The organism is Streptomyces sp. AHU1, from assembly GCF_045343905.1.
In the GTDB taxonomy this organism is placed as follows: domain Bacteria; phylum Actinomycetota; class Actinomycetes; order Streptomycetales; family Streptomycetaceae; genus Streptomyces; species Streptomyces triticiradicis.
Window position 1 is genome coordinate 7,110,965 of the sequence record NZ_CP174283.1, and the last position, 21,675, is coordinate 7,132,639.

Consider the following 21,675-nt stretch of genomic DNA (forward strand, 5'->3'; position numbering starts at 1 on the left):
GAGATCACTGCTCGCGCAGGGGCACCGACACGTAGGACGGGTCGTGCTCCGGCGAGGAGAAGGTCAGCTGTGCGCCGGACGGGTTGTGCTCCATGTAGAGCGGGTCGACCGTGTCGACCACCACGGCGAGACGATGCCCGGCCGGGACGTCGTAGGCCGTGGAGAACAGGTCCAGGTCCACGCCGAACGGCTCGCCGGGCGTCTGCCCGTGGAAGCTGTACGGCGCGTTGCTGACCAGCTTGCCGATGCCGAGCGGGCCCACGTCGTAGAGATAGGCGATGAACGTGCCGCTCTCCTTGGTGCCGGTGACCGTGGTGTGCAGTCTGGCGGTGCCCCGCACGCGCTGGACGCTCGTGGACTTCTCCGACTGCCACACCGCGGTCCAGTAGCGCGGCAGCAGCGGGATCGAGGCCATCGGCGGGATCCGCGTCAGCTGGTCGAGGATGCTGGACAGGAAGATGACCCCGCCGTCCGCGCCCGAGTCGACGTTCGTGTGGATCCTGGTGCTGCCCTCGAGGGCGATCTTCCGCGTGGTGGCCCCGACCGACTTCCAGTCCGGGTATCCCTCGTAGCCGCCCGTGGAGCGGGACTTGAGCTGCACCGGCTGTTCACGGTCGATGCCGTTGTCCTCGCCGCGCAGATAGTGGTCGAACCAGCGGGCGGTGTCGGTCCAGACGTCGTTGGGGAGCCCGAACAGTCCGGTGATCTCGGCGGTGGCGTGGTCGCCGGGGCGGAACTCCAGCCGCTTGGGCCCGGACAGTTCCTCGTAGAACTTGGCGTACTGGTTGGCCGAGAAGATCGTGTCGCCCCAGGTGTTGGCCATGAAGACCGCGGGACGGTTCTTGTCGAGCTGGTCGACGTATGTCCCGGGTGAACGTTTCTTCCCCCAGTCGAGCAGATTCTGCTCCTTCGACAGGTCCCCGGAGAAGAAGTCCTTGAACACCTGCCGGGTCTCCGCGCTGGGATGGCCCACGACGTTCCCGACGCCGTCCAGCAGGGCGGCCGCCTGGGTGTGTTCGGTGCGGCCGGAGTAGATCGACGTGGTCAGGTCCGCCCAGCCGCTCAGCGCCGCGACCGCCTTGATGCGCTTGTCGTGCTCGGCGGCCAGCAGACTGATCCCGGCCCCGTACGAGACGCCCGCCACGCCTATCCTCCCCGCGTCGGCGGGGGTGTTGGCGAGCGCCCAGTCGATCACCTTGGACACGTCGGCGGTGTCCTTGGGGCCGGCGACGTCGATCTCGCCGCCCGACTGCCAGAACCCGCGGACGTTGTAACCGACCACCACGTAGCCGGAGTTCGCGAGCTTCTGGGCCTGTGCGAGGTATTCGACCTGGGGCAGGCCCCAGCTCGTGGGCAGCACGATGAGCGGGTAGGAGCGGGTGCCGTCCGCTCCCGCGGGGGTGGTGACGTTGGCCTTGAGGGTGGTGCCGCCGTCGCCCGAGATGTCGACGAAGCGGACACCGCCCGAGCCGCCGGCGGCCTGGGCGGCGGGTGCCAGGCCCAGGCCCGCGGCGGCGATCAGGGTGGCGGAGAGGGTGCCGACGGCGGATGTGCGCAGGGGGTTGCGACCGTTTTTCAACGGGTCACTCCTCACTTGGTCAGTGCAAGGGTGACCCGACGGTAGCCGCGGCGCCTTACTCGAAGTAACCCGTCGGTAAGTTACGTGCGAGTAACGATTGTTGAAGCGTTCATCTCCGCTCGCCGGGGCCTTGTCCGCCCGCGCCGCGGGGGGTGGCCCGAAAAGGGTGGCTGGAAAGGAGCGGCGCCCCGCGGGCCGACCGTCGGAGGGCGGAGCGCCGGGCGCACCCGGATGTCACGTGCGCCGACGCGCCCGGGGCGCGGCCGGCTTCGGCGCGGCCTCCCCGTCCTGGCCGGACTCGGACGCCGCGTCCGGCGCCGGGTCCAGGGCCGGCGGCGTCGGCAGCGGGGCCTGGGCGGCGCGGGTGACGTCCGCGACGAGTTCGACGACATCGGGGCCGTACGCCTGGGAGTTCACGACCTTCAGGAGCAGGACGAAGCTGTTGCCGCCGTGCTTGCGGGCGAGGCGCGTGTGGTGGCGGGCGAGATACCGGGTCGCCGCCTGGTTGGTGATCGCACGCTGGCCGCAGAAGAGGAACACCGGTCTCGCGTCACGGCTCTGGCCCGCGGTCAGCCGGGCGAGGATCACGTACTCGGCCTGCCCCGACTCCAGGCGATAGCGTTCGCCGCCTATCTGGAACGCGCCCCGGTCGGGCCCCCGTCCGGACTCGACGTTGACCTGCACACCGGGCAGCAGGGACTGCAGGTGCGCGGCCATGCGTCGGTTCGACGCCGGTCCGCCCACGCAGAACTCCGTGCGTTCGCCGAAACCCTGCTGTGTCGCGTCGTGCGCGATGACCTGGGCGTGCGCGCCGCAGTCCTTGATGAGCGCGGACAGTTCGAGGAGCGCGAACACGTCGTGACGCGTCACCGTGAGCTCGGGACCGCCCGCCTCGCGGTTCACCACAAGGAGTGACTCGGAGTTGTCGGGCAGCCCGAAGAACGCCTGCTTGCGGCGGAGCTTGCGCTTCCACAGGTAGGTCCGGGCGATCCAGCCGAGCGCGGCACTGATGCCGGCGGCCAGGACGCCGAGGACGATGTTGCGCACGTCGTCATTCATGTGCGCGCATGCTAGCGGGCCCGTGAAGGCGTGTTCGAGGGGGCCTGACGCGGTGACGGCGGTGAAGTTACGCTGCGCGGACGGCTGTTGACTGGAGGTATCGATGCGACGTCCTCTTGCGCGGAATCTGACGGTCCTGGCGGTTTCGGCCGCGACGTTATGGGTGGGCGCGGCGGCCCCGCCCGGGGCGCCGACTGCCGGCGCGGCCGCGAGAACGCCCGTCGCCAAGGTGCCCGTCGCGGTCGGGTACGGAGGCGCGGTGGCGAGCGTCGACGCGGACGCCTCCGCCGCGGGCATCGAGGTCCTGAGGAAGGGCGGCAACGCCGTCGACGCGGCCGTCGCCACGGCGGCGGCCCTCGGGGTCACCGAGCCCTACTCGTCCGGCATCGGCGGGGGTGGCTACTTCGTCTACTACGACGCCAAGTCCCGTACGGTGCACACGATCGACGGGCGCGAGACGGCGCCCCTGACCGCCGACTCCGGGCTGTTCCTGGAGAACGGCAAGCCGCTCGCCTTCGCGGACGCCGTCACCAGCGGGCTGAGCGTGGGCACGCCGGGCACGCCCGCCACCTGGCAGACCGCCCTGGACTCATGGGGCAGCAAGCACCTGGGCAGCGTCCTGGAACCGGCCGAGCGCATCGCCCGCTCCGGGTTCACGGTGGACGCGACCTTCCGCGCGCAGACCGAGCTGAACCAGGCCCGCTTCGCGAACTTCCCCGACACCGCGAAGCTGTTCCTGCCCGGCGGCGCCCTGCCGGTCGTCGGGTCGACCTTCAAGAACCCCGACCTGGCGCGCACGTACGAAGAGCTGGGCAGGAAGGGCACCCGGACGCTCTACACCGGCGATCTCGGCCGGGAGATCGTCGCCACAGCCGACAAACCGCCCGTGGACCCGGCCTCCGGCTACGACGCCCGCCCCGGCAAGCTGTCCCTGAAGGACCTCGCGGCGTACAGGGCGAAGCGCCAGGCGCCCACCAGGACTTCGTACCGCGGTCTGGGCGTCTATTCGATCGCGCCCTCCTCCTCCGGCGGCACCACCGTCGGCGAGGCGCTCAACATCCTGGAGGGGACGGACCTCTCGAAGGCGAGCGAGACGCAGTACCTGCACCGCTACATCGAGGCGAGCCGGATCGCCTTCGCGGACCGGGGGCGCTGGGTGGGCGACCCGGCCTTCGAGGACGTGCCGACCAAGGGCCTGCTCTCGCAGAGGTACGCGGACGGCCGGGCCTGTCTCATCAAGGACGACGCGGTGCTGACGAGCCCGCTCGCGCCGGGCGACCCGAACGGCCCCGCCGGCTGCGGCGCCACCGGGACGGCCGCCCCGACGACGTACGAGGGCGAGAACACGACCCATCTGACGGTGGCCGACAAGTGGGGCAACGTCGTCGCCTACACGCTGACCATCGAGCAGACCGGCGGCAGCGGGATCACCGTCCCCGGGCGCGGCTTCCTCCTCAACAACGAGCTGACCGACTTCTCCTTCGCACCGGCCAACCCGGCCGTGCACGACCCCAATCTGCCGGGTCCGGGCAAGCGCCCGCGCTCGTCGATCTCGCCGACCATCGTCCTCGACCGGCACGACCGGCCCGTCGTGGCGCTCGGTTCCCCGGGCGGCGCGAGCATCATCACGACCGTCCTGCAGACCCTGACCGAGTTCGTCGACCGCGGGCTCCCGCTGGCCGACGCGATCGCCGCGCCGCGCGCCAGCCAGCGCAACGCCGCCCAGACCGAGCTCGAACCGGGCCTGTACGACAGCCCGTCGAGGTCCGGGCTCGAAGCCATCGGCCACTCGTTCAAGGTGAACCCCGAGATCGGGGCGGCCACGGGCGTCCAGCGCCTCGCGGACGGCAGGTGGCTGGCCGCCGCCGAGAAGGTCAGGCGCGGCGGGGGCTCGGCCATGGTCGTGCGGCCCGCGTCCTAGCGGACGTCCGGTCGCGTGCCGCGGGGCGGGAGCGTTCCGCGGCGCGCGGCGACCGGGTGGTCAGCGGGCCGTCAGGACGCGCGGACCCGAGTCCGTGATGGCCACCGTGTGCTCCGCGTGCGCCGCCCGGGAGCCGTCGTTCGTGCGCAGGGTCCAGCCGTCGGGGGCCGCGTGGTAGCCGTCCGTGCCGCCGCCGATGAGCATCGGCTCGATGGCGAGGACCATGCCGTGCCGCAGGGGCATTCCTCGGCCCGGGCGGCCCTCGTTCGGGACGGCCGGGTCCTCGTGCATCAGGCGCCCGACGCCGTGACCGCCGAAGCCGTCCGGGATCCCGTAACCCGCGGCCCGGCACACCGTGCCGACGGCGTGTGCGATGTCCCCGATGCGGTTGCCGACGACGGCCGCCTCGATGCCCGCGGCCAGCGCCCGCTCCGCGGTCTCCACCAGCCGGACGTCGGCGGCGCGCGGCTCGCCCACGATGAAGCTGATCGCCGAGTCGCCCACCCAGCCGCCCAGTTCGGCGCCGAAGTCGATGGAGACCAGGTCGCCGTCGCGCAGCCGGTGGCCCGTCGGGATGCCGTGCACGATCGCCTCGTTCACGGAGGCGCAGATGACCGCGGGGAAGGGCGTGGGCGCGAAGGAGGGGTGATAGCCGAGGAAGGGTGACGTCGCGCCCGCGTCGCGCAGCACCTGGTGCGCCACCTCGTCCAGCTCCAGCAGCGAGACGCCCACGTCGGCGGCGTCCCGCACCGCCGTGAGCGCCCTGCCCACGACCTGGCCGGCCGCGTACATCTCGTCGATCGATCTGTCGGTCTTCAGTTCCACCATGCCAATTACTATACCGGTATTAGAATGGTGTCATGGTGCGAACCCCCCTGACCCCCGAAGAGCGTGAACGCGGCGAGCGGCTCGGGCAGCTGCTGCGCGAGGCCCGCGGCGGCCGCAGCATGGCGGACGTCGCCGGGGAGGCCGGGATCTCCGCGGAGACCCTGCGCAAGATCGAGACCGGGCGCGCGCCCACGCCGGCCTTCTTCACGGTCGCGGCGCTGGCGCGGGCCCTAGGGCTCTCGATGGACGAGCTCGTCGCGCGGTGCGCGCTGGTGCCGGCTGTCTGACGGGCCCGGGCGCACGCCCGACCGTGCGCCCGTCCGGAGCGCACCCGGGCGTGCGCCCCGTCGGCGTGCGCCGGTGCGCCCCTCGGCGAGCTCTCCGCGTCCGCGACGAAAACTCCCCGTAGTCGGTACGTAACACGACTGGTGTTACCTGTCGGGTCGAAGTGCTCACGGCGGGCGGGGCGTTGGTTGATGAATGTAGAACAACTCCCGGAACGGGTGCTGGAGTTCGCGCGGTACCTGAACGGGCTGGTGGAGCGGCTCGACCCCGGCGACGGCTGGTACGGGGTCTTCTGGCAACGGGACCCCGACGGGATGCGGGCGTGCCTCGAAGGCCGGGAGGTGCCGCCCTGGGACGTCGTCGAGGCGCTCCTCCAGGACGTCTTCGCGCGGTACGGGGAGCGTGCCGCCGCCCAGGAGACGGCGCGGGCCCGGGCGCTGCACGGGGCTTCGCTGGCCGCGTACGACGCCCGTCCGGGTGGCAGGGACGCCCTCGGTGACCGCCTGGACGTCATGCTGCGCGAACGGCGTTACGCCTTCGAGCGGCAGGCCGAACTGGGCGGGCGGCTCCGCTCGGCCGCCACCCGGGAGGAGGCGGAGGCGATCCGCCTGGACATCGCCTGGGCGCAGGACGATCACGAACGGGCCACCGCCCGCTGCGCCGAACTGCGCCACCGCATGGACGAGGTCGACCACCGCACCCTGAGGGCCCGTACGCGGGGCGCGCCGGGCTTCCCGGCTCCGGCGGCCGGAGGGGGCGCCGGGGCGCCGCACCCGGAGGGCCGGGCGGCCCCTTCGGAAGGCCACCTGCCCGGACGGCACCCGGCGGGAGGCGGCCGGTCCGACGGGAGGCCGTCCGCGGGAGGTGCCCCACACGACGGGGGGACGGGTGCGCCCGGCGCACACTCCGGCGCGAAGCGGGATGCGCGCGACACCGTCGCACGCCCCGCCGACCGCGCCCCACACCCCGGCCCGGAAACGGGCCCCGGCCCTGGCCCCGCGCCCACCCCGGAAGCCGCCCCCGCCTTCGGACCGGCCTTCGGCCCCGGACCAGCCTCCGGCTTCGGACCGACGCCAGCTCCGGACACTCTCCCCGGCCCTGGCCCCGGCCCGGGAACGGGTCTTGGCCCTGGATCGGTATCCGGCCCTGGACCGGCCTTCGGCTTGGGGCCGGCGCTTGCTTCGGAAGCCGGCCCCGGCTTCGGATCGACCTTCGACCCCGGATCAGTCTTCGGCTCTGGACCGGCCTCCGGCTCTGGACCGGCGCTTGCTCCGGAGACTGCCCCCGGCCCCGGCCCCGGCCCGGAAACGGGCCCCGGCCCTGGCCCCGCGCCCACCCCGGAAGCCGCCCCCGCCTTCGGACCGACCTTCAACCCCGGCCCGGCCTTCGGCCCCGGACCAGCCTCCGGCTTCGGACCGACGCCAGCTCCAGACACTCTCCCCGGCCCCGGCCCCGGCCCCGGTCCGGGAACGGGCCCTGGCCCTGGCCCTGGCCCTGGACCAGTCTCTGGTCCTGGACCGGCCTCCGGCTTCGGACCGGCTGCTGGCCCTGGATCGGCTTCCGACCCGGGAATGGGTCCCGGTCCTGGACTGGTCCCCGGCCCGGGAACGGGTCCCGGACCTGGGCCGGCGCTCGCTTCGGAAGCCGGCCCCGGCTTCGGGCCGGCCGCTGGCGCCGGGGCGGGCGCCGGTCCTCGGTCGGTGGTCGGTGAGGGGGCCGGGCACCGGTTTTCTTCGGCGGACTCCGTTCCGGGCGGTCACGCCGAGCAGGTCCACGGCCGGGCCGCCGAGCCCGCCCGGGCGCACGGCGGGAACCCGCCCGGCCCCGGGGCGAAACGGCCCAAGCGGCGCCGCAGGGGCAGCGCCCGCTTCGCCGGGATGGCCGAGCCGGACGTGGCGCCCGCGGTCGTACCGGAGACGGCCCCCGTGCTGCCCGACCCGTCCGCGCGGGGCGGGCGGACGCCCCGGGGCGCACGTTTCGCGGGGGCCGCCGAGGAACCCGTGCGCCCGCACACGACGGCGGAGCCGGAGCCGCCGGACGAGGAGGCACGGCAGCTCACCGCGGCGACCGTCGCGGCGCTCACCCGGCTGCGGAGCGAAGGCCGCAGCGGCGAGGCGCACGCCCTGCTGGTCGAAGCGGCGTACTGGCCCCCCGCCCGCTTCCCCCTGCTCGCCGCCGGACTGCACCGCGCCGGCCTCGACGCGGACTGGGCCACCTTGCTCTGGGAGGCCGCCTCGCTGCCCGTCGGCCGGCTGGTCGCCGCGGCCGACGCGCTCACCGCCGCCGACCGCACCCTCGACGGCCGGCAACTGCTGCGCCAGGGCGTGGCCCGGCCCGCGCCCGAGATCGGCGCCGCCGTGCTCGGCCTCGCCGAGGAGGGCCGCGGACGCGAGATCGACGCCCTCCTCGACGCGTACGTCCGCGTGCGCGCCCCGGAGGAGGCCGCACGGAGCGCCGAGGCGGACCCGGAGCGCCTCGTGCCGTTCCTCCTGCGGGCGGCCCGGGGCGTGTCCGACGCGTGCTTGTGGGACCTGGTCCACGCCTTGCGCGTCGCCGGGTTCACGGTGTGACCCTCCACCCGGCGGGAGGGCCGCGCCGCCCGGCCCTACCCGCCCTTCCCCGGCCCCCGCGTCCGCGCCCGCCCCCGCTCGCGGACGGCGGCGCGCCCGCGGGCGCCGGCCGCCGCCCGGTCCTCCGATCGGCCGTACCTCGGGCTCCACCGGCCACGTCACTCACCCGTGAGGGTCAGAAACGTGATCGACTCGACGGGTTGACGACAATGGTCTTGGCAAGGCTGTCCGGGAGGCTTACGTTCGAGCCTCCACAGCCTTTGTCTACGGGCGTAGAGGCTCTCTGACGTCCCGTCGAAGGAGCAGCTCATGGGCAACGTCGTACGCGCCGCCCTGGTCCAGGCCACCTGGACCGGCGACACCGCATCCATGGTCGCCAAGCACGAGGAACACGCCCGTGAGGCGGCCCGGCAGGGCGCCAAGGTCATCGGGTTCCAGGAAGTCTTCAACGCTCCCTACTTCTGCCAGGTCCAGGAGCCGGAGCACTACGCCTGGGCGGAGCCGGTCCCCGACGGGCCCACCGTCACCCGCATGCGGGAGCTCGCGCGCGAGACCGGCATGGTGATCGTCGTCCCCGTCTTCGAGGTCGAGCAGTCCGGCTTCTACTACAACACCGCGGCCGTGATCGACGCCGACGGCACCTACCTCGGCAAGTACCGCAAGCACCACATCCCGCAGGTGAAGGGGTTCTGGGAGAAGTACTACTTCAAGCCCGGCAACCTCGGCTGGCCCGTCTTCGAGACGGCCGTCGGCAAGGTCGGGGTCTACATCTGCTACGACCGGCACTTCCCCGAGGGCTGGCGGCAGCTCGGCCTGAACGGCGCCCAGCTCGTGTACAACCCCTCCGCCACCTCCCGCGGCCTGTCCGCCTACCTCTGGCAGCTGGAACAGCCCGCGGCGGCCGTCGCCAACGAGTACTTCATCGCCGCGATCAACCGGGTCGGGCAGGAGGAGTACGGCGACAACGACTTCTACGGCACCTCGTACTTCGTCGACCCGCGCGGACAGTTCGTCGGGGGGACGGCGAACGACAAGACCGAGGAACTCGTCGTCCGGGACCTGGACTTCGGCCTCATCGAGGAAGTACGGCAGCAGTGGGCGTTCTACCGCGACCGGCGCCCCGACGCCTACGAAGGGCTGGTGCGGCCATGACCGACCTGTACACCCGCCACCAGGCCGTCCTGCCGGACTGGCTCGCCCTCTACTACGAGGACCCGATCGAGATCACCCACGGCGAGGGCCGGCACGTCTGGGACGCCAGGGGCAACAAGTACCTCGACTTCTTCGGCGGCATCCTCACCACGATGACCGCGCACGCCCTGCCCGAGGTGACGAAGGCCGTCAGCGAACAGGCCGGCCGGATCATCCACTCCTCGACGCTCTACCTCAACCGGCCGATGGTCGAACTCGCCGAACGCGTCGCCCAGTTGTCCGGCATCCCCGACGCCCGCGTCTTCTTCACCACCTCCGGGACCGAGGCCAACGACACGGCCCTGCTGCTCGCCACCGCCCACCGGCGCAGCAACCAGATCCTCGCCATGCGCAACAGCTACCACGGACGGTCGTTCAGCGCGGTCGGGATCACCGGCAACAAGGGCTGGTCACCCACCTCCCTGTCACCGCTCCAGACGCTGTACGTGCACGGCGGCGTCCGCACCCGCGGCCCCTACGCCGGCCTCGACGACGCCGCGTTCACCGACGCCTGCGTCGAGGACCTCAAGGACCTGCTCGGCCACGTCCGCCCGCCCGCCGCGCTGATCGCCGAACCGATCCAGGGCGTCGGCGGCTTCACCGCGCCGCCCGACGGTCTGTACGCCGCCTTCCGCGAGGTGCTCCAGCAGCACGGCGTCCTCTGGATCTCCGACGAGGTGCAGACCGGCTGGGGCCGCACCGGCGAGCACTTCTGGGGCTGGGGGGCCCACGCCGCCTCCGGGCCGCCCGACATGCTCACCTTCGCCAAAGGCATCGGCAACGGCATGTCCATCGGCGGGGTCGTCGCCCGCGCCGAGATCATGAACTGCCTCGACTCCAACTCCATCTCGACCTTCGGCGGTTCGCCGGTAACGATGGCGGCGGGGCTCGCGAACCTCACCTACCTCCTCGAACACGACCTCCAGGGCAACGCCCGGCGCGTCGGCGGCCTGCTCATCGAACGGCTCCGCGCGGTCGCCGCCCAGTTCGGCGGGGTGCGCGAGGTGCGCGGGCGCGGACTGATGATCGGCATCGAACTGGTGGAGCCCGGCACCGACCGCGCGAACCCCCGGGCGGCCGCGGCGGTGCTCGAAGCGGCCCGCGAGGAAGGCCTGTTGATTGGCAAGGGCGGCGGCCACGACACCAGCGTGCTGCGCATCGCCCCGCCGCTCTCCCTCACCGTCGCGGAGGCGGAGGAGGGCGCGTCGATCCTGGAACACGCCCTGAGGAGGGCCCAGTAGCAGACGATCAGGGGCGGGTGAGCCGAAGGGGCGGTGGTGCCGGGACCCGGCGCGCGAGGACCCGGAGGTCCGGGTGCGCGGCGGTTCCCCGGGGCCGGCCGCAGCGCTCCGGAGGCGAACCGAGCCACGGACGAAGGGGAAATCCGCCATGACCACCGCCCTGGAACCCGCCCTCTCGGTACGCCAGGTCCTCGCCCTGGACCGGGTGCTCGCCGGAGAGCCCGAGGTGGTGGCCGGCGCCGGCCACCTCGACCGGCCCGTCCGCTGGGTGCACGTCGCCGAGGCCGCCGACGTGGGCGTCATGCTCAGCGGCGGCGAAATGGTCCTCACCACCGGGGTGTTGCTCGCGGGCGACCCCGATGCCCAGGCCGAGTACATCCGTTCGCTGCACCGTGCCGAGGCCGCGGCCGTCGTCCTCGGACTCGGCCGGGCCTTCCCGGCGCCCCCGGACGTGATGCGCCGGGCCGCCGAACGCTGTGGACTGCCGATGGTGGTGCTCCACCGTCCGTTCCCCTTCGTCGAGTTGACGGAGGAGGTCCAGTCCCGGCTGGTGCGGCACAAGTTCGCGGCCGTGAGCCTCTCCGAGGCCGTACGCACCGCGCTCACCGCCCTGATCACCACCGGTGCCCCGCTCCAGCACCTGCTCGACGAGATCGCCGTGCACGCCGCCTGCCCCGTCGTCGTCACCAACCTCGCCCACCGGGTCCTCGCCACCGCGGGCGAACGCTCCGCCGTCGACGACGTCCTGCGCGACTGGGACCGCATCGCCCGGCAGGCATGGGGATACCACCCAGGCCCTTCAGGCACTGGGGGAGGCAACCAGGGCGACGGATGGATCCGCGCCGAACTGGGCGGCCGCGGGGAGAGATGGGGCCGCCTCCTGCTGTGCGGACACCGGGGCGACGCGGCGACCGGGCGGCTGCTCGCCGACCGCGCCGCCGAGGCCCTGGTCCTGCACCGCATGCTCGGCGGCCCCGCCCACTCCTGGGAGGAGGAGTCCGCGCAGGGCCTGCTCACCGACCTGGTGAGCGGGGTCGTACCGGCCCGCCAGCTCCTGCCGCGGGCGCGCGCCGCCGGACTGCCCGTGAACCGCCGCACCTTCGTGCCGCTCGTCGTACGGGGCGGCGACCCCGCCCGGCTCGACCAGGTGCTCCGGCTGCTCGGCCTGCCGGGGCTCGTCGCCGAGCTGTCCGAGGGGGCCACCGCCCTGCTGCTCAGCCTCCCGCGCGACCAGGACGCGGAGGCGCTGGCCGAGCACTTCGCCGTACGGCTGCGGCACGAGACCGGGGTCCCCGCCGTCGTGGCCGCCGCCGGACCCCGTACCGCCTGGGACGACGTGCCCTTCGGACTGCGTGAGGCCCTGCACGTCGCCGAGGCCGCCGCCGGCACGCCCGCCGACCAGGACCGGCCCGTACTGGTCCGGCTGCGCGACGTCCACCTGCGCGGACTCGTCCGGCTGCTGCGGGACGACCCGCACGTCCAGTCCTTCGCGGAACGCGAACTCGACGGGCTGCTCTGCGGGCCGCGGGCGGACCCGCGGCTCCTGCCCGTCCTGCGGACCTACCTCGCCACCGGACGCAACAAGTCGCGCACCGCGCAGCTCCACCACGTCAGCCGCCCCGCGCTCTACCGCCGTCTGGAGGTCATACAGGAGCGCCTCGGCATCGACCTCGACGACTTCGAACAGGCCGCCTCCGTCCACATCGCCCTGCTCGCGCACGACGCGCAGCAACGGTGACACGAGGGTCCGCGCGAGCGGCGCCGATCCGGCGGGCAACAGCGGTGAAACACAAGACCATTCAGGCGCAACACGGCAGAGCACGGAGGTGACACCGTGGAACGGCACAGCACTTCGGACGTGACACGGTGCAACTCAAAGAACGCTCCGGGGCTTTCTAGTCTCCTCGCACACCGAGCGACCGGAGGTCCCGATGAGCAGAGTGATCCGCGCCGCCGTCTTCCAGACCGCGTGGACCGGCGACAAGGAATCGATGATCCAGGTCCACGAGCAGGCGGCCCGCGACGCGGCCGCGCAGGGCGCCCAGGTCCTGTGCTTCCAGGAGCTGTTCTACGGACCGTACTTCTGCCAGGTCCAGGACAAGGAGTTCTACGCGTACGCCGAGCAGATCCCCGAGGGTCCCATCGTCCGGCGCTTCCAGGCGCTGGCGAAGGAACTGGGTCTCGTCCTCGTGCTGCCGATGTACGAGGAGGAGCAGCCCGGCGTCCTGTACAACACGGCTGCCGTGATCGACGCCGACGGCTCCTACCTGGGCAAGTACCGCAAGACCCACATTCCCCAAGTACCGGGATTCTGGGAGAAGTTCTACTTCCGTCCCGGCAACTCCGGCTGGCCCGTCTTCGACACGGCCGTCGGCCGGATCGGCGTCTACATCTGCTACGACCGGCACTTCCCGGAGGGCTGGCGGGCCCTCGGTCTCGCGGGAGCGGAGATCGTCTTCAACCCCTCGGCCACCTCGCGCGGCCTGTCCGGCTACCTCTGGCAGCTGGAACAGCCGGCCGCGGCCGTCGCCAACGAGTACTTCGTGGGTGCGATCAACCGGGTCGGGCAGGAGGAGTACGGCGACAACGACTTCTACGGGACCTCCTACTTCGTGGACCCCGAGGCCCAGTTCGTCGGCGAGGTGGCGAGCGACAAGGAGAGCGAACTCGTCGTCCGCGACCTGGACATGGCCAGGCTCCGCGAGGTCCGCGACCGGTGGCAGTTCTACCGCGACCGCGCCCCGGGCGCGTACGGGCCGCTGACCGCGCCCTGACCGTCCGGGCCCGGCGCGCGCCGGCCGTCCGTGCCGCGGGTCCGGTGGACCGAGCGCCCGGCCCGCGGCACGGCATCCGGCACGGGCCCTCCCGCGAACCGCCCCACGGGCTCCGTCACCCGCGGGCGGCGCCGGCCCCGGCGCCGCCCGAAGCCCCCGACAGCCCCGCAACCCCCTCAGCGCACGCACGACCGGAAGGAGAGGGAGCATGAGCCGTACCGTCATCCGGGGTGGTCTCGTCATCACCGCGTCCGACGAGATCCACGCCGACGTCCTGATCGAGGACGGCCGGATCGCCGCCCTCGCCGCGACGGGCACGCCCGCGGCCGGGTCGTGGACGGCCGAGCGCGTCATCGACGCCACCGGCAAGTACGTGATCCCGGGCGGCGTCGACGCCCACACCCACATGGAACTGCCCTTCGGCGGCACCTTCGCCTCCGACACCTTCGAGACCGGCACCCGGGCCGCCGCCTGGGGCGGCACCACCACCATCGTCGACTTCGCCGTCCAGAGCGTCGGCCGCTCCCTGCGCGAGGGCCTCGACGCCTGGAACGCCAAGGCGGACGGCAACTGCGCCATCGACTACGGCTTCCACATGATCGTCTCCGACGTGAACCAGGAGACGCTCAAGGAGATGGACCTGCTGGTCGAGGAAGGGGTCACCTCCTTCAAGCAGTTCATGGCGTACCCGGGCGTCTTCTACAGCGACGACGGCCAGATCCTGCGCGCCATGCAGCGCTCCGCCGAGAACGGCGGGCTCATCATGATGCACGCCGAGAACGGCATCGCGATCGACGTGCTCGTCGAACAGGCGCTGGCCCGCGGCGAGACCGACCCGCGCTTCCACGGGGAGGTGCGCAAGGCGCTGCTGGAGGCCGAGGCCACCCACCGCGCGATCAAGCTGGCCCAGGTCGCGGGGGCCCCGCTCTACGTCGTGCACGTCTCGGCGGCCGAGGCCGTCGCCGAACTCACCCGGGCCCGCGACGAGGGCCTGAACGTCTTCGGGGAGACCTGCCCCCAGTACCTGTTCCTGTCGACCGACAACCTCGCCGAACCGGACTTCGAGGGCGCGAAGTACGTGTGCAGCACGCCGCTCCGTCCCAAGGAGCACCAGGCGGCCCTGTGGCGCGGTCTGCGCACCAACGACCTCCAGGTCGTCTCGACGGACCACTGCCCGTTCTGCTTCGTGGGCCAGAAGGAACTCGGCCGCAGTGACTTCTCGAAGATCCCCAACGGGCTTCCCGGCGTCGAGAACCGCATGGACCTGCTCCACCAGGCGGTCGTCGACGGGCACATCTCGCGGCGCCGCTGGATCGAGATCGCCTGCGCCACCCCGGCCCGGATGTTCGGCCTGTACCCGAAGAAGGGGACCATCGCCCCCGGCGCCGACGCCGACGTCGTCATCTACGACCCGCACGCCGAGCAGACCCTGTCGGCCGAGACCCACCACATGAACGTCGACTACTCGGCGTACGAGGGCAGGCGCGTGACCGGACGGGTCGAGACCGTCCTCTCGCGCGGCGAGGCGGTCATCACCGACCGGGAGTTCACCGGACGCGCGGGCCACGGCGTCTACACCCCCCGTTCCACCTGTCAGTACCTTCTCTGAGCGACCAGGAGTGGCGCCATGGACTTCGGACTCGTCCTGCAGACAGACCCCCCGGCCTCCCGTGTCATCGACCTGATGAAGCGGGCCGAGGCCAACGGCTTCACGTACGGCTGGACCTTCGACTCGGCCGTGCTGTGGCAGGAACCCTTCGTGATCTACAGTCAGATCCTCGCCAACACCGAGAAGTTGACGGTCGGCCCGATGGTCACCAACCCGGGCACCCGCACCTGGGAGGTCACCGCCTCCACCTTCGCGACGCTCAACGACATGTACGGCAACCGCACGGTGTGCGGCATCGGGCGCGGCGACTCGGCGATGCGCGTGGCCGGACGCAAGCCCAACACCCTGGCCCGGATCAGCGGCGCGATGAAGGTCATCCGTGCCCTCGGCCGGGGCGAGGAGGCCGACCTCGGCGGCACGGTCGTCAAGTTCCCCTGGGTCCGTCCCGGGGCCGAACTGCCGGTCTGGATGGCCGCGTACGGCCCGAAGGCGCTGAAGATGACCGGCGAGGAGGCCGACGGGTTCATCCTCCAGCTCGCCGACCTCTACCTCACCGAATACATGGTCAAGGCGGTCAAGGACGCGGCGGCCGGTGTCGGGCGCGACCCGTCCGAGGTGAAGATCTGCGTGGCCGCGCCCGCGTACATCACGGAGGACGACTCGCCCGGGGCGCTCGCCCACGCGCGCGAGCAGTGCCGCTGGTTCGGCGGCATGGTCGGCAACCACGTCGCCGACCTGGTCTCCAAGTACGGCGAGCACTCGGCCGCCGTTCCCGACGAACTCACCGACTACATCAAGGCCCGTGAGGGCTACGACTACTCCCACCACGGACGCGCCGACAATCCCGACACCGCGTTCGTGCCCGACGAGATCGTCGACCGGTTCTGCCTGATCGGCTCGGCCGAGCGGCACATCGAGAAGCTGAACGCCCTGCGCGCCCTGGGCGTCGACCAGTTCGCGGTCTACGACATGCACGACGCCCAGGAGGCCACGATCGACGCGTACGGAGCGCGGGTCATCCCCGCCGTCAACGGGCTTTGACCGAAGGCCGATTCCCTCAGTCTCCCCTTCCCGCCGTTCCGGGAAGGGGATCAGGGCGCACCACGCGCACCCCCCCGAGTCGTCCCCGCACGGCCTTTCCCGTCACTCCTCATTGATTGGCCTGCTCATGACAGAAATAGTCTCCCCGGGCGGTCCGCCCGCGGGACAAGTCACGCTCCCCGACGGCCGGGTGGAGATCGCGCCCGACGCTCCCGCTCCCACCGGTCCCTACGCCAACGACGACCTGCTCCCGGTTCCGGTCGAAAGACGCACCTGGACCACGTACAACTTCTCGGCCCTGTGGGTCGGCATGGCCCACAACACCGCTTCCTGGACGCTGGCCTCGGGCCTGATCGCCGTCGGCATGGACTGGAAGCAGGCCGTCCTCACCATCGCGCTCGCCAACCTGATCGTGCTGGTCCCGATGCTGCTCACCGGGCACGCGGGGCCGAAGTACGGCATCCCCTTCCCGGTCTTCGCCCGCGCCTCCTTCGGGGTCCGCGGGGCCAACCTCCCCGCTGTCGTACGGGCGTTGGTGGCGTGCGGCTGGTTCGGCATCCAGACCTGGATCGGCGGTGAGGCGATCTACTTCCTCGCCGGCAAGCTCTTCGGCGACGGCTGGCGGAACGCCTCCGAGATCGGCGGCCACGCCTGGACCATGTGGCTGTCGTTCGCGCTCTTCTGGGTGCTCCAGGTCGCCGTCATCTACCGCGGGATGGAGACGATCCGCCGGTTCGAGAACTGGGCCGCGCCGTTCGTGCTCGTGGGCGCCGGCGTGATGCTGTGGTGGATGAGCGACAAGGCGGGCGGCTTCGGGCCGCTGCTCGACCAGCCGTCGAAGCTCGGCTGGGGCGGGGACTTCTGGAAGCTGTTCTGGCCCTCGCTGATGGGCATGATCGGCTTCTGGTCCACCCTGTCGCTGAACATCCCGGACTTCACCCGGTACGGAAGGAGCCAGAGGGCGCAGACGGTCGGACAGGCCCTGGGGCTGCCCACCACCATGACGCTCTTCGCCTTCCTGTCCGTCATGGTCACCTCGGGCTCGCAGGCCGTGTACGGCGAGGCGATCTGGGACCCGGTCCAGCTGGCGGCCAAGACGGACAACGTCGTCGGCATCGTCTTCGCGCTGGTCACCGTGCTGGTCGCGACGCTGTCGGTGAACATCGCGGCCAACCTGGTCTCCCCGGCCTTCGACTTCTCCAACATCGCCCCACGGAAGATCAGCTTCCGGACCGGCGCGCTCGTCACCTGTGTCCTCGGAGTGCTGATCCTCCCGTGGAAGCTGTACTCCGACCCCCAGGGCTACATCTTCACCTGGCTCGGCCTGGTCGGCGGTCTGCTGGGGACGGTCGCCGGCATCCTCATCGCCGACTACTGGATCCTGCGCCGCACCAGGCTCGACCTCGCCGACCTGTACCGCACGGGCGGCCGGTACTGGTACGACGGCGGCTGGAACTGGCGGGCCGTGGCCGCCTTCGTCGCCGGCGGCGTCCTGGCCGTCGGAGGGGCGGACTTCCACCCCCTGGTCGACGGACGGCCCGTCCCGGCGCTGGAGCCGCTCGCCGACTACGGATGGGCGGTCGGCCTCGGCACGTCGATGGTGCTGTACCTGGTCCTGACGCTGTCACGCGGAAAGGCCGCGGTCACGGCCTGACCGCGGCGGGCGGAGGGCGGTCAGCTCTTCTGGCCGCCCTTCAGCGTGGCCGTCGCCTCCTTGGCCGCCTTGATGGCGCCCTTGTTGATCTCTTCCGTGCCGGGCGCCTTCTTGGTCTCGAAGTCGCTGCCGTTGTAGGTGACGACCACCAGTGCGTTGGACGCCCGGACGATCACCACGCCCTCGCGGGTCTGCTGCTTGTCCTCGGTGCTGAGGTTGACCACGGAGTAGGCCTCGTCGCCCGTGCCCGGCACCGCCCCGCCGCCGCTCTTGTCGGCGACCCGGTCCTTGTAGGCCTTCTCCGCCGCGGCCTCCGAGTCCTTGATCTCGTAGGAGACGTCGAGCCAGCGGTAGTCGAAGCCCTTCAGCGCGTTCCACGAGCAGGTGCGGCGCACCGCCTTGTCGGTCGACGCGATCTCCTGGCCGGCCGTCTTGGCGCCGGGCACGAGGGACTTGATCGTCGCGACCTGGACGCCGCCGCAGGGGGCGGGCGAGGCGGTGAACGTCTTGACGGCGGCGGAGGCCGAGGGGGCCGACGGTGAGTCGGGTGTCTGTTTCTGTGTCGATTTGTCCTCGGCATTGGGGGTCGCTTCGGACGGGCCCGCCGCCAGGGCCCAGCCCGCCGAGGCGAGCAGAGCGACCGGCAGCAGGCGCGCGGCGAGCGCGAGCGGCAGAGGAAGAGAACCCAAAGCGCACTTCTCGTGGGGGATGGTGCGGAGGAGGTCCGCACTGCGGACGGGATGCCAGTGTCACATGAGGTGACGTGGTGCGGAAGGGTCGGCCGACGTCATGCCCGTGTGATGACGGTGACTCACCTTGGCGTCGATTGACTGAAGCTGCAGCAAGATGTCTGATTTGTTCGCCCTGATGATCGCTGCTTTCTCCGTATCGCGGCGCATCGGGCTTGATCCGTACCGGGATCCGGGGGTGTCGGGCGGTCTGCCCCGACCGCTCGACCGGCGTGGCCGTCTGATCGCGGACGTCCTCAACTGGCCCCGCACGTCTGTGAGTCGGTCCTCGCGGCGGGCGCGGGTCCTCGCGCGGCGGTGTTCGTCACGGGGCTTCCGTGCCATGATCGGCCCATGATCGCGACGAAACGGCGACGGGCCGGCGCGGCGGACCCGGCCGGACCTCCGGCCCGGTCCGAAGTCCCCACCGTTTCCTTACCCGCGCGCGGTGCTCCGTGCCGTGCCGCCGCCCTCCGGGCGAGGACGGTGCGCACGGTTCTGCTCGTCTGCCTGATCGCGGCGGCCGCCGGCGCGTGCGGCCTGTCCGCCGAGATCGACCGTGAGCGCGACCCCGGGCGGACCGCCGTCCCGGACCCCGTCCCGAGCGTCGTCGGGACCGACGCCGCCCACCTCCCGTACCCGTCCGGGACCTCCACCGACGGCTCCCTCGTCATCGAGGTGCCCGGGCCGTCGAGGACCGCGCCGACGCGGCCGGGCCCCTGCCCGCCGTCCGGCCTGCGCCTCGACGCCGGACCCGTCGACGCGGCGATGGGCCTGCGCGGCATGACGCTCACCCTCACCGACTGCGGCAAGCGCCCGTACGAGGTGAACGGCCGCCCGGCCGTCGTCCACGTGCTCGACCGGGACGGCGCGCCGATCACGGGCGTACGCGTGGTGGAGGGGACGGACGAGGTGCCCATGGCCCCCGCCGACCCGGGGCCCGAGCCCTTCACGCTCCATCCGGGCGAGAGCGCGCGGGCCTCCCTGTACTGGAGGATGGCGGCCCAGGAGGGCGTGTCCCTGCGTATCGCGCCGCAGAAGGGGCAGCCGGCCGTCACCCTGAAGCTGCCGGACCCCCTCGACATCGGCCCCGAGAACACGCTGGGGACCACGGCCTGGGCGCCCGTGCGCTGAACCGGGAACCACGGACCGGACGCCCGCGCCCCGGGAACCACGGACCGGACGCCCGCGCCCCGGGAACCACGGACCGGACGCCCGCGCCCCGGGCCTCGTTCCCCGGGGCGCGCGTCCGCCCCGCCGCGCGGACCCGGGCGGATGCCATAGTCGGGGCCGAGGACGATCGCTCCGTACCGTGAGGCGGCAGGCATGTTCACGACCCGACCCACCCTCCAGGGCACCTTCGGCATGGTGTCCTCCACGCACTGGCTCGCCTCGCAGTCCGCGATGGCCGTCCTGGAGGACGGCGGCAACGCCTACGACGCCGCCGTCGCGGCCGGTTTCGTCCTGCACGTCGTGGAACCCCACCTCAACGGACCCGCGGGCGAGGTCCCGATCCTCCTGGCCCCCGCGGACGGACCCGTGCGGGTGCTGTGCGGACAGGGCGTCGCGCCCGCCGGAGCGACGATCGCCCACTACAGGAGCCTCGGGCTGGACCTCGTTCCCGGCACGGGCCCGCTCGCCGCCGCCGTGCCGGGCGCGTTCGACGCGTGGATGCTGCTGCTGCGCGACCACGGCACCAAGCCGCTCGCCGACGTCCTGAAGTACGCCGTCGGATACGCCGAGGACGGGCACGCCCCCGTGGAACGCGTCGGCGAGACGGTGGAATCGGTACGGGCGCTCTTCGAGACGGAGTGGACCTCCTCGGCCGAGGTGTACCTGCCCGGCGGCCGGTCACCGCGCCCCGGCGAACTGCTGCGCAACCCGGCCCTCGCCGCGACCTGGCGACGGCTGCTCGACGAGGTCTCCGGCGCGGGGGACCGGGTGGCCGAGATCGACGCGGCCCGGGAGGTGTGGCGCTCCGGATTCATCGCCGAGGCCCTGGTCCGGCAGTCCGGGCGGCCCACCATGGACACCAGCGGCGAGCGCCACGCCGGAACCCTGACGGCCGCCGACCTGGCCGGCTGGTCCGCGACGTACGAGGCCCCGGCGACGTACGACTGGCGGGGCTGGACCCTGTGCAAGGCGGGCCCCTGGAGCCAGGGCCCGGTCCTGCTCCAGCAACTGGCGCTGCTCCCGCCCGAACTGCCCCGCTACGGTTCCGCCGAGTACGTCCACCTGCTCGTCGAGGGCTGCAAGCTCGCCATGGCCGACCGGGAGGCCTGGTACGGCGACGCGGCCGAGGTGCCGCTCGACGACCTGCTGTCGGAGCCCTACAACGCCGCCCGGCGGGCGCTCGTCGGGGACGAGGCGTCGTACGAACTGCGCCCCGGCGGTCCGGGCGGCCGCGATCCGCGGCTGAGCGGGCACGCGCGCGTGGTGGCCTCGGGGGAGCCCGGCTTCGACGCGCTCGCGGTGCCCGGCGCGGGGGAGCCGACCGTGGCCCGCGCGGCCGCGGAACCCGAGGTGTCGCCCGACGGGGGCACCCGGGGCGACACCTGCCACCTGGACGTCGTCGACCGCTGGGGCAACATGGTCGCCGCCACTCCCAGCGGCGGCTGGCTCCAGTCCAACCCGGTCGTCCCCGAACTCGGATTCCCGCTCGGCACCCGGCTCCAGATGGCCTGGCTGGAGGAGGGGCTGCCCAACTCCCTGACCCCGGGCCGCAGGCCGCGCACCACGCTGACGCCCTCCGTGGCGCTGCGCGACGGTGTGCCGGTCATGGCGTTCGGCACCCCCGGCGGCGACCAGCAGGACCAGTGGCAGACGCACTTCTTCCTGGCCGTGGCGCTGCGCCCGCGGGTGCGCGGCGGACTCGACCTCCAGGGCGCGATCGACGCCCCGAACTGGCACACCGACGGCTTCCCGGGCTCCTTCTATCCGCGTGGCATGCGTCCGGGCAGCCTCACCGTCGAGTCCCGCATGGACCCGGACGTCGTGGAGGAACTGCGCCGCCGGGGCCACGACGTCACGGTCGCCGAGGCCTGGTCCGAGGGGCGGTTGTGCGCGGTGGCCCGCGACCCCGGGACCGGCGTCCTGTCGGCGGGGGCCAATCCGCGGGGGATGCAGGGATACGCGGTCGGACGCTGAGGGGCATACCGGTCGCATCGGGGCGTATGGGGGCGCATCGGAACATAT

The 21,675-nt window shown here is 72.5% G+C and carries 17 protein-coding genes; 12 read left to right on the plus strand and 5 right to left on the minus strand.

Translation table 11 applies throughout. The features are described 5' to 3' along the window. Positions 1–4 precede the first annotated feature (4 nt). Positions 5–1,579 (minus strand): alpha/beta fold hydrolase, encoded by a 1,575-nt coding sequence (locus ACICHK_RS31510; RefSeq protein ID WP_406839529.1) that lies wholly within the window; start codon positions 1,577–1,579, stop codon positions 5–7. Positions 1,580–1,813: 234 nt separating this feature from the next. Further along, the gene (locus ACICHK_RS31515; protein ID WP_406839530.1) at positions 1,814–2,638 is read right to left on the minus strand and encodes a hypothetical protein; all 825 of its coding nucleotides are present in this window, start codon (positions 2,636–2,638) and stop codon (positions 1,814–1,816) included. A 103-nt stretch (positions 2,639–2,741) separates the two neighbouring features. Here ACICHK_RS31515 and ggt point away from each other — a divergent pair, with 103 nt between their 5' ends. Continuing rightward, the gene (ggt, locus tag ACICHK_RS31520) at positions 2,742–4,559 is read left to right on the plus strand and encodes a gamma-glutamyltransferase (protein WP_406839531.1); all 1,818 of its coding nucleotides are present in this window, start codon (positions 2,742–2,744) and stop codon (positions 4,557–4,559) included. 60 nt (positions 4,560–4,619) lie between these two features. Here ggt and map read toward each other — a convergent pair whose 3' ends face one another. Beyond that, positions 4,620–5,387, minus strand: coding sequence for a type I methionyl aminopeptidase (gene map, locus ACICHK_RS31525; RefSeq protein ID WP_406839532.1), 768 nt, complete (start codon positions 5,385–5,387; stop codon positions 4,620–4,622). Between the two features lie 32 nt (positions 5,388–5,419). Here map and ACICHK_RS31530 point away from each other — a divergent pair, with 32 nt between their 5' ends. Continuing rightward, entirely contained in the window at positions 5,420–5,674 is a 255-nt protein-coding gene (locus ACICHK_RS31530; RefSeq protein ID WP_406839533.1) for a helix-turn-helix domain-containing protein, read from the plus strand. Between the two features lie 165 nt (positions 5,675–5,839). Here the strand turns inward: ACICHK_RS31530 and ACICHK_RS31535 are convergent, their stop codons facing one another. Continuing rightward, the gene (locus ACICHK_RS31535; protein WP_406839534.1) at positions 5,840–6,367 is read right to left on the minus strand and encodes a hypothetical protein; all 528 of its coding nucleotides are present in this window, start codon (positions 6,365–6,367) and stop codon (positions 5,840–5,842) included. Between the two features lie 1,005 nt (positions 6,368–7,372). Here ACICHK_RS31535 and ACICHK_RS31540 point away from each other — a divergent pair. From ACICHK_RS31540 to ACICHK_RS31575, 8 genes are all read left to right on the plus strand, one after another. Next, on the plus strand, positions 7,373–8,242 hold the full coding sequence (locus tag ACICHK_RS31540; RefSeq protein ID WP_406839535.1) for a hypothetical protein: 870 nt from the start codon (positions 7,373–7,375) through the stop codon (positions 8,240–8,242). A gap of 309 nt (positions 8,243–8,551) precedes the next feature. After that, on the plus strand, positions 8,552–9,394 hold the full coding sequence (locus tag ACICHK_RS31545; RefSeq protein WP_406839536.1) for a nitrilase-related carbon-nitrogen hydrolase: 843 nt from the start codon (positions 8,552–8,554) through the stop codon (positions 9,392–9,394). Beyond that, entirely contained in the window at positions 9,391–10,674 is a 1,284-nt protein-coding gene (locus tag ACICHK_RS31550; RefSeq protein WP_151473785.1) for an aspartate aminotransferase family protein, read from the plus strand. The genes ACICHK_RS31545 and ACICHK_RS31550 overlap by 4 nt, the downstream gene beginning before the upstream one ends. A 148-nt stretch (positions 10,675–10,822) precedes the next feature. Further along, positions 10,823–12,412: a PucR family transcriptional regulator gene (locus ACICHK_RS31555; RefSeq protein WP_406839537.1), complete on the plus strand. Its 1,590-nt coding sequence runs from the start codon at positions 10,823–10,825 to the stop codon at positions 12,410–12,412. 193 nt (positions 12,413–12,605) lie between these two features. Beyond that, complete coding sequence (locus ACICHK_RS31560) at positions 12,606–13,448, plus strand: nitrilase-related carbon-nitrogen hydrolase (protein ID WP_037621540.1); 843 nt, start codon at positions 12,606–12,608, stop codon at positions 13,446–13,448. A 208-nt stretch (positions 13,449–13,656) separates the two neighbouring features. After that, entirely contained in the window at positions 13,657–15,057 is a 1,401-nt protein-coding gene (gene hydA / locus ACICHK_RS31565) for a dihydropyrimidinase (protein WP_406839538.1), read from the plus strand. Positions 15,058–15,075: 18 nt separating this feature from the next. After that, on the plus strand, positions 15,076–16,098 hold the full coding sequence (locus tag ACICHK_RS31570) for a TIGR03842 family LLM class F420-dependent oxidoreductase (RefSeq protein ID WP_406839539.1): 1,023 nt from the start codon (positions 15,076–15,078) through the stop codon (positions 16,096–16,098). A gap of 127 nt (positions 16,099–16,225) precedes the next feature. Beyond that, complete coding sequence (locus tag ACICHK_RS31575; RefSeq protein WP_406839540.1) at positions 16,226–17,752, plus strand: NCS1 family nucleobase:cation symporter-1; 1,527 nt, start codon at positions 16,226–16,228, stop codon at positions 17,750–17,752. Between the two features lie 20 nt (positions 17,753–17,772). Here ACICHK_RS31575 and ACICHK_RS31580 read toward each other — a convergent pair whose 3' ends face one another. Further along, on the minus strand, positions 17,773–18,441 hold the full coding sequence (locus ACICHK_RS31580; RefSeq protein ID WP_406839541.1) for a hypothetical protein: 669 nt from the start codon (positions 18,439–18,441) through the stop codon (positions 17,773–17,775). 525 nt (positions 18,442–18,966) lie between these two features. On the opposite strand from ACICHK_RS31580, the gene ACICHK_RS31585 reads away from it, so the two are divergent. Together ACICHK_RS31585 and ACICHK_RS31590 are read left to right on the plus strand one after the other, a co-directional pair. Continuing rightward, the gene (locus ACICHK_RS31585; RefSeq protein WP_406839542.1) at positions 18,967–19,614 is read left to right on the plus strand and encodes a DUF4232 domain-containing protein; all 648 of its coding nucleotides are present in this window, start codon (positions 18,967–18,969) and stop codon (positions 19,612–19,614) included. Positions 19,615–19,806: 192 nt separating this feature from the next. Beyond that, positions 19,807–21,627, plus strand: coding sequence for a gamma-glutamyltransferase family protein (locus tag ACICHK_RS31590; protein WP_406839543.1), 1,821 nt, complete (start codon positions 19,807–19,809; stop codon positions 21,625–21,627). The last annotated feature ends 48 nt before the right edge of the window (positions 21,628–21,675 follow it).